Here is a 12,570-nt window from a genome sequence, read left to right as displayed (position 1 = left end):
GTCAACAGCAAGAGCACGGCGGCCTGAAAGCCGACCTGAGTGTTAAAAGCAAAAGCAAGGCGTAGGAGCTGGCTTGCCGGCGATGCAGGCAACTCGGTTTTTCAGATGCACCGAGGTGATGCCATCGCCGGCAAGCCAGCTCCTACGGGCGTGCTCGCTGTTGATTTTGCTTTTAACACTCAAGCCGGCCTGTAGGCCGCTGTGTTCTTGATCTTGCTTTTGATCTGACTGCCCCATTCAGCCCGAGGCCGAACGCAGGGATTGAGGAGCGGGTAAACCGGCAGGACGCCGGTTTAGCCGCGACGGGCCAGGGACGGGCCGTCGCGGCGGCCCGCGGAGCAATGCCGGAGTGAGGGCACACCGAGCCTAAGCGAGGTGCCGACAGGCGGGGCAGAGCGTTTTGGTTACTTTTGCGCTTTTCAAAAGTGACCCGCTGTAAGAGCGGAACCCATAGCGGCCATCACCCAAATAACGGATATACACCCAATCCCCCGCAAACCACCCCCGACACCTGTCATCCAAGCGTCACCGTAACTTCATGGAGATGACACCCACCCTACATAGCCTGACATGGCACTAACAAGTCGACCGGCCGCAACCCTGGCCGGCACTCGGAGACTCGCCATGACTCAGATCGCCCGCATCAGCGACACCGGCAATGAACGCCGCCTGCAAGCCGAACGCCTGATCGGCGCCCAAGCCTTGCAGGAAGCCCAAGCCCTGCGGTTCAACGTATTCAGCGGCGAATTCAACGCCAAGCTGAAAGGCGCCGAACTGGGCCTGGACATGGATGACTATGATGTTCACTGCAGCCACATCGGCGTGCGGGACTTGAACAGCGGTCGACTCGTCGCCACCACCCGTTTGCTCGACCACCAGGCCGCCAGCACCCTGGGCCGCTTCTACAGCGAAGAAGAATTCAGCCTCCACGGCCTGCTCCACCTCAAAGGCCCAATCCTGGAAATCGGCCGCACCTGCGTCGACCCCGCCTACCGTAATGGCGGCACCATCGCCGTGTTGTGGGGCGAGTTGGCCGAAGTACTCAACCAGGGCGGCTACAGCTACCTGATGGGTTGCGCGAGCATCCCGATGCACGACGGCGGCATCCAGGCCCACGCGATCATGCAGCGTTTGCGCGAGCGCTACCTGTGCAACGAACACCTGCGGGCCGAACCGAAAAAGCCGCTGCCGGCACTGGACCTGCCGACCAACGTCATCGCCGAAATGCCGCCCCTGCTCAAGGCCTATATGCGCCTGGGCGCAAAAATTTGCGGCGAGCCATGCTGGGACGAAGACTTCCAGGTGGCCGACGTCTTTATCCTGCTCAAACGCGACGAGTTGTGCCCGCGCTATGCCCGCCACTTCAAGGCAGCCATGTGATGAGCCGCCTTCGGGTGTACGGGCGGATTGCCCGCGTGCTGGTAGTCGTGGCCCTGGGCTTGACCATGGCCGCTGTGTTTGGGGTGTTTGAACGCGTGGGGGTCGCCAATTCGATGGTGCGCCGACAGCGCTGGTCGCGTTTTTTCATGGCACGGCTGACCAACGCCCTGCCCTTTCGCGTGACCGTGCACGGTGAGCTGCCGCAGCAGTCGATGTTGTGGGTCAGCAACCATGTGTCATGGACCGATATCCCATTGCTGGGGATGGTGGCGCCGATGTCGTTCCTGTCCAAGGCCGAGGTGCGAACCTGGCCGGTGGCGGGCTGGCTGGCAGCCAAGGCCGGCAGCCTGTTTATCCGCCGGGGCTCGGGTGACAGCCAACTGATCCGCAAACAGATGACCCGCCACCTGGAGCAACAACACCCGCTGTTGATGTTCCCGGAAGGCACCACCACCGATGGCCGCGCCCTGCGTACATTCCACGGCCGGTTATTGGCCAGTGCGATCGATGCCGACGTGTCGCTGCAACCGGTGGCGATTCGTTACCGGCGTGACGGCAACATCGACCCGCTGGCACCGTTCATTGGCGACGATGATTTGCTCTCGCACCTGATGCGTTTGTTTGGCAATGACCAGGGCGATGTGGAAATCCACCTGCTCAAGCCGATTGCCTGCGCCGGGCAGGAGCGTGCGGCGTTGGCGTTCCAGGCGCAGCAAGCGGTGCAGAAGGCGTTGTTCGGCGCGCTTCCTGAGGCCGAGCAAATGCCAACCCGGCCAGCATTCGCGGCTTAAAGCGAGCACATTTAAAGTTGTGCTGCCAACTGGCTGTTTGAGAACTGCTGCAACTGCGGGTAAAACACCCGGAAGTCCTCGCTCAACGGCTCGTACAGCGCCCGCAACTCCTGCATGGCATGGCCCAGCTCCTCGGGCCGTGTCAGGCGCCGGCCGATGCCCCGCAGTACCTGCTCCATCACCTCGAACTCGCGGTATGAACCCAACCAGTCATCCGCCGCCATATACGGCGCAATCTGCGCCAGCCGCCCCGGCAGCGCCGGTTCTTCAGCGAGCACCCGGTAAACCCGGGAGGTAAACCGCTCCAGCGGCTGGTCGGCGTACAACGCCCAATCCCGCGCCAGGCAGTGGTCGAAAAACACATCGAGGACGATCCCGGCGTAGCGGCGTCGGGTGAGGGTGAAGCGCGACAACGCCTCCCCTATCAGCGGGTGGCTGTCGGTGTAGCGATCGATCGAGCGGTGCAACTGAATCGCCGACTCGATTTGCGGGCTGAACTCGCCTTGCAGGCGCCCTTTAACAAAGTCGCCATACAGGCTGCCGAGCAATTGAGCAGGAAGTTCGCCGCCCAGGTGCAGATGTGCGAGATAATTCATGGCGCGCAGTCTAACACTGCCGTCAACGTATCGTTATAACCCGATATATCGATTTAATCTGGCTTAAGACCAAAATCATATTGGTATATCGGAATACAACGATTTAAAGTTCGCCTCATCGCGATATAACGTTTTACAAACCCGAGCATCACTGCCATGTCCATCGACCTCGACGAAATAATAAAAGCCCTGGCGCACCCAGTACGGCGAGACATCCTCAACTGGCTGAAAGACCCGAAAACCCAATTCCCCGATCAGATCCACCACCACGAGCACGGCATTTGCGCCGGGCAGATCGACCAGCGCTGTGGCCTGTCCCAGTCCACCGTGTCGGCGCACCTGGCCAACCTGCAACGCGCAGGGCTGATCAGCAGCCAAAAGGCCGGCCAATGGCACTTTTTCAAACGCAATGAGGATGTGATCCAAGCCTTCCTCAAAGCGCTCACCGAAGAACTCAGCACACCGCTGTAACAAGGACCCAACAATGCCTCTCTCGCTACTCATCCTGGCCTTAAGCGCCTTCGCCATCGGTACCACCGAGTTCGTCATCATGGGCCTGTTGCCCGATGTGGCGGCCGACCTCGGTGTCTCGATTCCCGGCGCCGGCTGGCTGGTGACCGGTTACGCCCTGGGCGTAGCCATCGGTGCGCCGTTCATGGCACTGGCCACCGCCAAGCTGCCGCGCAAGGCCGCCCTGGTAGCGTTGATGGGCATCTTCATCATCGGCAACCTGCTCTGCGCCCTGGCGAGTGACTACAACGTGCTGATGTTTGCCCGTGTGGTCACCGCGCTCTGCCACGGGGCCTTCTTCGGTATCGGTTCGGTGGTTGCTGCCAACCTGGTGCCGGCCAACAAGCGTGCTTCGGCTGTGGCGCTGATGTTCACCGGCTTGACCCTGGCCAACGTGCTCGGCGTGCCGCTGGGTACTGCGCTGGGCCAGGAAGCCGGCTGGCGCTCGACCTTCTGGGCAGTGACCGTGATTGGTGTGATCGCCTTGATCGGCCTGATCCGCTTCCTGCCGGCCAAGCGTGACGAGGAAAAACTCGACATGCGCGCCGAACTCAGAGCACTAAAGGGCGCCGGCATCTGGCTCTCCCTGAGCATGACCGCACTGTTCGCGGCCTCGATGTTCACCCTCTTCACTTATGTCGCGCCGTTGTTGGGTGACGTAACTGGCGTCTCGCCCAAAGGCGTGACCTGGACCCTGCTGCTGATCGGCCTGGGCCTGACCGTCGGCAACATCATCGGCGGCAAGCTGGCAGACAAGCGCCTGGCCGCCACCCTGATCGGCGTATTCATCAGCATGGCGGTGGTATCCACGGTACTGACCTGGACCAGCGTGGCCGTGATCCCGACCGAAATCACCCTGTTCCTCTGGGCCACCGCCTCGTTTGCCGCCGTACCGGCGCTGCAAATCAACGTGGTGACCTTTGGCAAGGCCGCTCCGAACCTGGTGTCCACCTTGAACATCGGCGCCTTCAACGTCGGCAACGCCCTCGGCGCCTGGGTGGGCGGCAGCGTGATTGCCCATGGCTTCGGCCTGACCAGCGTGCCCCTGGCCGCTGCTGCCCTGGCGGTGCTCGCGCTGCTGGTAACCCTGATTACTTTCCGTCAGAGCGGCGATGCCGACCTGGCCCCCGCGACTAACTGATCAACTAAAGAGAAGGGTGTATCCCATGACGACTATTTTCGATCCAATCAAGCTCGGCGACCTGGAACTGTCGAACCGCATCATCATGGCGCCACTGACCCGCTGCCGTGCCGACGCCGGTCGCGTGCCCAATGCGCTGATGGCTGAATACTACGTACAACGCGCTTCCGCCGGCCTGATCCTCAGCGAAGCGACTTCCGTGACGCCAATGGGCGTGGGCTACCCGGACACCCCCGGCATCTGGTCCAACGACCAGGTTCGCGGCTGGGCCAATGTGACCAAGGCCGTACACGGCGCGGGCGGCAAGATCTTCCTGCAACTGTGGCACGTTGGCCGCATCTCCCATGAGTCGTACCTGGACGGCGAAACCCCGGTCGCGCCAAGTGCCATCCAACCTAAGGGCCACGTCAGCCTGGTGCGCCCACTGGCCGACTACCCAACGCCACGCGCCCTGGAAACCGCTGAAATCGCCGACATCGTCGACGCTTACCGTGTAGGCGCCGAAAACGCCAAGGCTGCCGGTTTTGACGGTGTGGAAGTTCACGGCGCAAACGGCTACCTGCTTGACCAGTTCCTGCAAAGCAGCACCAACCAGCGTACCGACAACTATGGTGGTTCCCTGGAAAACCGTGCCCGCCTGATGCTCGAAGTGACTGACGCGGTGATTGAAGTCTGGGGCGCCGGCCGTGTGGGTGTGCACCTCGCACCGCGCGCCGACTCCCATGACATGGGCGACACCAACCTGTCGGAAACCTTCACCTACGTCGCCAAAGAGCTGGGCAAGCGTGGCATCGCGTTCATCTGCTCCCGTGAAAAGGAAGCGGGCGACAGCCTCGGCCCACAACTCAAAGCAGCCTTCGGTGGCCCGTACATCGCCAACGAGCGCTTCACCAAGGACAGCGCCAACGCCTGGCTGGCCTCGGGCAAGGCGGACGCGGTGGCATTCGGCGTGCCATTTATCGCCAACCCGGACCTGCCAGCTCGCCTGAGGGCCGATGCGCCGCTGAACGAAGCCCATCCAGAGACGTTCTACGCCAAAGGCCCGGTCGGCTACATCGACTATCCAACCCTGGCACTGTGATCTGCTGAAACGAAAAAGCCCCGGCTTGCGAGAGCCGGGGCTTTTTTATGCACGGCGGGAAACATTCCTTCACAGCCTTGCAACAATATCGCTACAAAATACTTAGCCAACTACCTATCAACCGCCCGCCAGCCCGTATATAAAGTCACCCCACAAAATCAGCGAAAAGGCTGATTGACCACCCTGGGTCTTTATTGTTGACACAACTGGTCGCAATTACCCATTTTGTCTCAATTGCGCAGGCCAGGGCTCAAGCGCAGCATGTCCAACGCGATATCGACCCAGCGCTCTGCGTCTTGGGCCAGCTGGAAACTGTCGGGTACCAGCAGCCATTGGCCGAGAACTCCGTTGATATAAGCGTGCATGCACACGGCGGCACGTACGCAATCGAGATTCTCCGGAAGCTGCCCGCGATGGACCGCGTTACGCAAGGTCAGCCCGATGCGCAGGTTGCATTCAAGGCTGGCGGTCTGGCGCTGACGGCGCAGATCACACATTTCATCGGTGAATTCGCACTTATGAAACAAAATCTCATTGATGCGCCGGGTCTTCGGGTCCAGGGCTACTTGATGGAACAGATGAATCAGCAGCTTGCGCATGCAACCCAGCGGATCGACCTCGTCCTCGCTCTCACTGGCCCTGGCCAATTCATCCAGCGGCTCGTGCAGCGTATCGAGCATCGCCTGCACCAGGTCGGCCTTGTTGCTGAAATGCCAATAGATAGCACCGCGCGTCACGCCTGCCAACGCGGCGATGTCCGCCAGCGTGGTACGCGCAACCCCACGCTCGTAAAAGGCTTGCTCGGCCGCTTCAAGGATCTGGCTGCGCGTTTCCTGAGCTTCCTCTTTGGTACGACGAACCATGGCAGTAGAACCTCAATCAGAAGGCTTGGGGTGATCGGTAACGCAGACTCAACCTGCGTTAACGACCATCTGAATAATTGTGGGACGACGCCTTCAAGGGCGCCGAACGTACTAGAATCGAGGCTTTGGGCAGTGCTTTGTCTACATTGCGCGAAGCCTGTCAAGAGTTTACAAACAACCATGAACGTAAGTATATTGCGTAGCAAGCTACTTATCTACTCAGTGCCTGTTTTTTACCCTTCCACACTTCTTGTGCGCACCCTGCGCGCCTGACCCGAGGATCTTCATGCAACTTAAGCCAGCTGTTACCGCCCTGGTTACTGCCGTCGCCCTGGCATCGCTGCTCAGCGGATGTAAAAAGGAAGAGGCGGCTCCGCCCGCTCAAACCCCTCAGGTCGGCGTGGTCACTATTCAACCTCAAGCCTTTACCCTGACATCCGAGCTGCCAGGCCGTACCACGGCCTTCCGCATTGCCGAGGTTCGCCCTCAGGTCAACGGCATCATTCTCAAGCGCCTGTTCAAGGAAGGCGGTGACGTGAAGGAAGGGCAACAGCTCTACCAGATCGACCCGTCGGTGTATGACGCCACCTTGAAAAGCGCACAGGCGAGCCTGACCCAGACCAAGTCGATCACCGACCGCTACAAGCAGTTGGTCGACGAACAAGCTGTCAGCCGTCAGGAATACGACACTGCCGTCGCCAACCGCATGACCGCCGAAGCAAACGTTCAAACCGCCCAGATCAACGTGCGCTACACCAAAGTGTTCGCGCCGATCTCCGGGCGTATTGGCCGTTCCTCGGTCACCGAAGGCGCACTGGTCAGCAATGGCCAGACCGATGCCATGGCCGTGATCCAGCAACTGGACCCGATCTATGTCGACGTAACCCAGTCCTCGGCTGAAATGCTGAAACTGCGCCGCGACCTGGCAAGCGGCCAGTTGGAAAAAGCCGGCGAAAACGCGGCCAAGGTCAAGCTGACCCTGGAAGACGGCACGCCTTACGGCCAGGACGGCAAGCTGGAGTTCTCCGAAGTGTCGGTCAACCAGACCACCGGTTCCGTGACCCTGCGCGCCGTGTTCCCGAACCCTGACCACACCCTGCTGCCGGGCATGTTCGTACACGCCCAACTGCAAGCCGGTGTGAACAGCAAGGCGATCCTGGCTCCGCAGCAAGGCGTGACCCGTGACCTCAAGGGCGTCCCGACTGCATTGATCGTGAACAAGGACAACAAGGTCGAGCAACGTGTACTGGTTGCCAACCGCACCTCCGGCGCCTACTGGCTGGTGGAAAAGGGCCTGGACGCCGGTGACCGCGTGATCACCGAAGGCCTGCAATTCATCAAGCCGGGCATCGAAGTCAAGGTCAAGGACGCTGACAACGCTAAACCCGCCGGCACTGCTGCAGCGCCTGCTGCCGATGCTGGTAAAGGGGAGTAATCCATGTCGAAATTTTTTATCGACCGTCCCATTTTCGCCTGGGTAATTGCCCTGGTGATCATGCTGGTCGGGGCACTGTCGATCCTGAAGTTGCCCATCAACCAATACCCGGCCATCGCGCCGACCGCCATCGACATCCAGGTGACCTACCCGGGCGCGTCCGCACAAACCGTGCAGGACACCGTGGTGCAGGTCATCGAGCAACAGCTCAACGGTATCGACAACCTGCGTTATGTCGCCTCGGACAGTAACTCCGACGGCAGCATGACCATCACCGCGACGTTCAACCAGGGTACCAACCCGGATATCGCCCAGGTTCAGGTGCAGAACAAACTGAACCTGGCGACCCCACTGCTGCCGCAAGAAGTGCAACAGCAGGGTATTCGCGTGACCAAGTCGGTGAAGAACTTCCTGATGGTGATCGGTCTGGTGTCGGAAGACGGCAGCATGACCAAGGACGACCTGTCCAACTACATCGTGTCCAACATCCAGGATCCGATTTCCCGCACGGCTGGCGTAGGTGACTTCCAGGTCTTCGGTTCGCAGTACGCCATGCGTATCTGGCTAGACCCGGCCAAGCTGAACAACTACCAGTTGACGCCGGTTGACGTCAGCGCTGCCATCTCGGCCCAGAACGTTCAGGTGGCCACCGGCCAATTGGGCGGCCTGCCTGCCCTGCCCGGCACCCAGCTGAACGCCACCATCATCGGCAAGACGCGTCTGCAATCGGCTGATGAGTTCGGCAAGATCCTGATGAAGGTCAACACCGACGGCTCGCAGGTTCGCCTGCGTGACGTTGCGCGGATCGAACTGGGCGGCCAGAACTACAGCATCAGTGCGCAGTTTAACGGTAAGCCGGCTTCCGGCATGGCGATCAAGCTGGCCGCCGGCGCCAACGCCCTGGACACCGGCAAGGCCATCCGCGCCACCGTGGCATCCCTGGAACCGTTTTTCCCGCCAGGCATGAAGGCTGTGGTGCCGTATGACACCACGCCGGTAGTGACCGAATCGATCTCCGGTGTTGTTGACACCCTGGTCGAGGCGATCGTGCTGGTGTTCCTGGTAATGTTCCTGTTCCTGCAGAACTTCCGCGCCACCATCATCACCACCATGACCGTACCGGTGGTATTGCTGGGTACCTTCGGGATCCTGGCGGCGTTCGGTTTCACCATCAACACCCTGACCATGTTCGGCATGATCCTGGCCATCGGCTTGCTGGTGGATGACGCCATCGTCGTGGTGGAAAACGTCGAACGGGTGATGGCCGAGGAGCATCTGTCGCCAAAAGAAGCAACGATCAAGTCCATGGGCCAGATCCAGGGCGCCCTGGTGGGTATTGCGCTGGTACTGTCGGCGGTACTGTTGCCGATGGCGTTCTTCGGTGGTTCAACCGGTGTGATCTACCGGCAGTTCTCCATCACCATTGTTTCGGCGATGGCGTTGTCGGTACTGGTTGCCCTGATCTTCACCCCGGCCCTGTGCGCCACCATGCTCAAGCCGATCGACCCGGAAAAACACGGCCAGCCCAAGCGCGGCTTTTTCGGCTGGTTCAACCGCACCTTCGACAGCGGCGTACTGAAGTACGAGCGCGGCGTGGGCGCGATGATCAAGCACAAGATTCCAGCGTTCCTGGTCTATGCGTTGATCCTTGCCGGCATGATCTGGATGTTCACCCGTATTCCAAGCGCGTTCCTGCCTGAGGAAGACCAGGGTGTGATCTTTGCCCAAGTGCAGACGCCGGTCGGTTCTTCGGCTGAACGTACGCAAAAAGTCATCGACGACATGCGTGCCTTCCTGCTGCATGACAAGGAAGGCGAGCCAGGCGAAGGCAAGGCCGTGAAGTCGGTGTTTACCGTCAACGGCTTCAACTTCGCCGGTCGTGGCCAGAGTTCGGGCCTCGCGTTTGTGATGCTCAAGCCGTGGGGCGAGCGTGATTCGACCCAATCGGTATTTGAAGTGGCCAAGCGTGCCCAGGGTTATTTCTTCGGAGCCTTCAAGGACGCCATGGTATTTGCCATCGTGCCGCCTTCGGTTCTGGAGTTGGGTAACGCCACCGGCTTCGACGTGTTCCTGCAAGACCAGGGTGGTGTCGGCCACGACAAGCTGATGGCTGCACGTAACCAGTTCCTCGGTGCGGCAGCGCAAAGCAAGGTCCTGGCGGGCGTGCGCCCCAACGGCGTGAACGATGAGCCGCAGTACGAGCTGACCGTTGACGACGAGAAGGCCAGTGCCCAGGGCATCAGCCTGGCGGACATCCAGCAAACCCTGGCGATTGCCTTGGGTGGCAGCTACGTCAACGACTTCATCGACCGCGGTCGTGTGAAGAAGGTGTATGTACAAGGCGACGCCGCCAGCCGTATGTCTCCGGAAGACCTGGACAAATGGTACGTGCGCAGCACCTCCGGCAAGATGGTGCCCCTGTCGGCCATCTCCTCGGGCAAGTGGATCTTCGGTTCGCCGAAACTCTCGCGCTATAACGGTGTAGCGGCGATGGAAATCCTCGGTACCCCGGCACCTGGTTACAGTACCGGTGATGCAATGGCGGAAGTCGAACGCATTGCCAAGGACCTGCCAGCCGGCGTTGGTTACTCCTGGACCGGCCTGTCGTACGAAGAACGCCTGTCTGGCTCCCAGGCACCTGCGCTGTACGCCCTGTCGCTGCTGGTAGTGTTCCTGTGCCTCGCGGCACTGTACGAAAGCTGGTCGATCCCGATTGCGGTGATTCTGGTTGTACCGCTGGGTGTGATCGGTGCGCTGATCGCCACCAGCCTGCGGGGACTGTCCAACGACGTGTTCTTCCAGGTGGGCCTGTTGGTCACGGTGGGCCTGGCGGCGAAAAACGCCATCCTGATCGTGGAGTTCGCCAAAGAGCTTCACGAGCAAGGCAAAGGCATTGTCGAGGCGGCAATCGAGGCATCCCGTATGCGTCTGCGCCCGATTATCATGACCTCCATGGCGTTCATGCTCGGCGTACTGCCACTGGCGATCTCCACGGGCGCGGGTTCAGGCAGCCAGCATGCGATCGGTACCGGCGTAATTGGCGGTATGATCACGGCCACCGTCCTGGCGATCTTCTGGGTGCCACTGTTCTATGCAACCGTGTCCTCCGCCGGCGAGCGTAAAAAGACTGAAACCAAGCAAACTCCTAAAGAGGCTGGCCAATGAGCAAGTCGCTACTTTCCCTAGCCGTCACGGCATTCGTGCTCAGTGGCTGCTCGCTGATCCCGGACTACCAGCGCCCTGAAGCGCCGGTAGCCGCGCAGTTCCCGCAGGGGCCGGCGTATTCGTCGGCCCAGGCGCCGGGCCAGGCCGCTGCCGAGCAAGGCTGGAAGCAGTTTTTCCATGACCCTGCCCTGCAACAGCTGATCCAGACTGCATTGGTGAACAACCGCGACCTGCGTGTCGCGGCCCTGAATATCGACGCGTATGCCGCGCAGTATCAGATCCAGCGTGCCGACCTGTTCCCTGCCATTTCGGCCACAGGTAGCGGCAGCCGTTCGCGCACCCCGGCCAAACTGTCACAGACCGGCGAAGCGGGCATCTCCAGTCAATACTCCGCTGGCCTCGGGATCAGCTCTTATGAGCTGGACCTGTTCGGCCGGGTTCGCAGCCTGAGCGAGCAAGCGCTGCAACAATACTTCGCCACCGAAGAAGCGCGCCGCAGCACCCAGATCAGCCTGGTGGCCAGCGTGGCCAACGCCTACCTGACCTGGCAGGCCGACAAGGAACTGCTCAAGCTCACCCAGGACACCCTCGGTGCGTTCGAACAGAGCTACAAGCTCACCTCGCGCAGCAACGAAGTTGGCGTGGCGTCGGCCCTGGACCTGAGCCAGGCCCGTACCTCGGTGGAAAACGCCCGGGTGCAACTGGCGCGTTACACCCGCCAGGTGGCCCAGGACGAAAACAGCCTGACCCTGCTGCTGGGCACCGGCTTGCCGGCGAACATCGTCAGCCAGCCATTGGCTGACAACCTGTTGAGCGAAGTACCGGCCGGCCTGCCGTCGGACCTGCTGCAACGTCGTCCCGACATCCTGCAAGCCGAGTACAACCTCAAGGCGGCCAACGCCAACATCGGTGCGGCACGGGCTGCGTTCTTCCCGAGCATCACCCTGACCGCCAGCGCCGGCACCGCGAGCCCGACCCTGGGCGGCCTGTTCAAGGGCGGCTCGGGTACCTGGTCGTTCGCGCCGCAAATCAACATCCCGATCTTCAACGCCGGCAGCCTGCGCGCCAGCCTGGATTACTCCAAAATCCAGAAAGAGATCAACGTCGCCAACTACGAGAAAGCGATCCAGACCGGCTTCCAGGAAGTCTCCGACGGCCTTGCCGCACGTGAGACCTACAAGGAGCAACTGGACGCCCAACGTGGCTTCGTCGCGGCCAACCAGGATTACTACCGCCTGGCCGAGCGTCGCTACCGCATTGGTGTCGACAGCAACCTGACGTTCCTGGATGCCCAGCGCCAACTGTTCAGTGCCCAGCAATCGCTGATCACTGACCGCCTGGCGCAACTCAACAGCGAGGTCAACCTGTACAAGGCCCTCGGTGGTGGCTGGAACGAGCAGACCGCGAAGAACGAGCCGTTGAAAGAAGAAGCACCGGCGCTGAAGTTGTTCTGATAACGCCGTAGCAAAAAGAAACCGCTTCCCTCACAGGAAGCGGTTTTTTTATGCCCATGACTTTACGTTCGATCATCGCCCACAACCCGCTCTCCCCCACTTTCATCGCCCCATACCGCCCCGCACCATGGCCCGCACCTGCATAACCCCAATA

General features: G+C 60.8%; 10 protein-coding genes. 8 read left to right on the top strand and 2 right to left on the bottom strand.

The annotated features are described in order from the left end of the window. Window positions 1-624 precede the first annotated feature (624 nt). Both olsB and RGV33_RS07190 read left to right on the top strand, forming a co-directional pair. A complete protein-coding gene (gene olsB, locus RGV33_RS07195) occupies window positions 625-1,380 on the top strand; it encodes an L-ornithine N(alpha)-acyltransferase (protein WP_322143672.1) in 756 nt (251 codons plus the stop codon). Further along, complete coding sequence (locus RGV33_RS07190) at window positions 1,380-2,171, top strand: lysophospholipid acyltransferase family protein (RefSeq protein WP_322143671.1); 792 nt, start codon at window positions 1,380-1,382, stop codon at window positions 2,169-2,171. Before olsB ends, RGV33_RS07190 begins: the two co-directional genes overlap by 1 nt. Before the next feature lie 11 nt (window positions 2,172-2,182). Here RGV33_RS07190 and RGV33_RS07185 read toward each other — a convergent pair whose 3' ends face one another. Next, window positions 2,183-2,767: an ACP phosphodiesterase gene (locus RGV33_RS07185; protein ID WP_322143670.1), complete on the bottom strand. Its 585-nt coding sequence runs from the start codon at window positions 2,765-2,767 to the stop codon at window positions 2,183-2,185. A gap of 156 nt (window positions 2,768-2,923) precedes the next feature. Between RGV33_RS07185 and RGV33_RS07180 the strand changes: the two genes are divergently transcribed. The 3 genes from RGV33_RS07180 to RGV33_RS07170 are packed head-to-tail and all read left to right on the top strand — an operon-like array spanning window position 2,924 to window position 5,499. Further along, window positions 2,924-3,238, top strand: coding sequence for a helix-turn-helix transcriptional regulator (locus RGV33_RS07180; RefSeq protein ID WP_322143669.1), 315 nt, complete (start codon window positions 2,924-2,926; stop codon window positions 3,236-3,238). Window positions 3,239-3,251: 13 nt separating this feature from the next. Then, the gene (locus tag RGV33_RS07175) at window positions 3,252-4,418 is read left to right on the top strand and encodes an MFS transporter (RefSeq protein ID WP_322143668.1); all 1,167 of its coding nucleotides are present in this window, start codon (window positions 3,252-3,254) and stop codon (window positions 4,416-4,418) included. 25 nt (window positions 4,419-4,443) lie between these two features. Further along, entirely contained in the window at window positions 4,444-5,499 is a 1,056-nt protein-coding gene (locus tag RGV33_RS07170; protein WP_322143667.1) for an alkene reductase, read from the top strand. A 230-nt stretch (window positions 5,500-5,729) separates the two neighbouring features. Here the strand turns inward: RGV33_RS07170 and RGV33_RS07165 are convergent, their stop codons facing one another. After that, window positions 5,730-6,362, bottom strand: a complete 633-nt coding sequence (locus tag RGV33_RS07165; protein ID WP_322143666.1) for a TetR family transcriptional regulator — start codon at window positions 6,360-6,362, stop codon at window positions 5,730-5,732. A gap of 286 nt (window positions 6,363-6,648) precedes the next feature. Between RGV33_RS07165 and RGV33_RS07160 the strand changes: the two genes are divergently transcribed. The 3 genes from RGV33_RS07160 to adeC are packed head-to-tail and all read left to right on the top strand — an operon-like array spanning window position 6,649 to window position 12,416. Beyond that, complete coding sequence (locus RGV33_RS07160) at window positions 6,649-7,797, top strand: efflux RND transporter periplasmic adaptor subunit (protein ID WP_322143665.1); 1,149 nt, start codon at window positions 6,649-6,651, stop codon at window positions 7,795-7,797. Window positions 7,798-7,800: 3 nt separating this feature from the next. Beyond that, window positions 7,801-10,962, top strand: a complete 3,162-nt coding sequence (locus tag RGV33_RS07155; protein ID WP_322143664.1) for an efflux RND transporter permease subunit — start codon at window positions 7,801-7,803, stop codon at window positions 10,960-10,962. After that, the gene (adeC, locus tag RGV33_RS07150; protein WP_322143663.1) at window positions 10,959-12,416 is read left to right on the top strand and encodes an AdeC/AdeK/OprM family multidrug efflux complex outer membrane factor; all 1,458 of its coding nucleotides are present in this window, start codon (window positions 10,959-10,961) and stop codon (window positions 12,414-12,416) included. The genes RGV33_RS07155 and adeC overlap by 4 nt, the downstream gene beginning before the upstream one ends. Window positions 12,417-12,570: the final 154 nt, after the last annotated feature.

The organism is Pseudomonas sp. Bout1 (genome assembly GCF_034314165.1).
Taxonomy (GTDB): domain Bacteria; phylum Pseudomonadota; class Gammaproteobacteria; order Pseudomonadales; family Pseudomonadaceae; genus Aquipseudomonas.
This window is presented reverse-complemented; position numbering and strand designations above follow the sequence as displayed.

What these genes read in the sequence shown, in the direction of transcription:
- adeC (WP_322143663.1), top strand. Translation starts at nt 10,959, where the DNA reads ATGAGCAAGTCGCTACTTTCCCTAGCCGTCACGGCATTCGTGCTCAGT.
- RGV33_RS07175 (WP_322143668.1), top strand. Translation starts at nt 3,252, where the DNA reads ATGCCTCTCTCGCTACTCATCCTGGCCTTAAGCGCCTTCGCCATCGGT.
- RGV33_RS07160 (WP_322143665.1), top strand. Translation starts at nt 6,649, where the DNA reads ATGCAACTTAAGCCAGCTGTTACCGCCCTGGTTACTGCCGTCGCCCTG.
- RGV33_RS07170 (WP_322143667.1), top strand. Translation starts at nt 4,444, where the DNA reads ATGACGACTATTTTCGATCCAATCAAGCTCGGCGACCTGGAACTGTCG.
- RGV33_RS07165 (WP_322143666.1), bottom strand. Translation starts at nt 6,362, where the DNA reads ATGGTTCGTCGTACCAAAGAGGAAGCTCAGGAAACGCGCAGCCAGATC.
- RGV33_RS07190 (WP_322143671.1), top strand. Translation starts at nt 1,380, where the DNA reads ATGAGCCGCCTTCGGGTGTACGGGCGGATTGCCCGCGTGCTGGTAGTC.
- RGV33_RS07155 (WP_322143664.1), top strand. Translation starts at nt 7,801, where the DNA reads ATGTCGAAATTTTTTATCGACCGTCCCATTTTCGCCTGGGTAATTGCC.
- RGV33_RS07180 (WP_322143669.1), top strand. Translation starts at nt 2,924, where the DNA reads ATGTCCATCGACCTCGACGAAATAATAAAAGCCCTGGCGCACCCAGTA.
- RGV33_RS07185 (WP_322143670.1), bottom strand. Translation starts at nt 2,767, where the DNA reads ATGAATTATCTCGCACATCTGCACCTGGGCGGCGAACTTCCTGCTCAA.
- olsB (WP_322143672.1), top strand. Translation starts at nt 625, where the DNA reads ATGACTCAGATCGCCCGCATCAGCGACACCGGCAATGAACGCCGCCTG.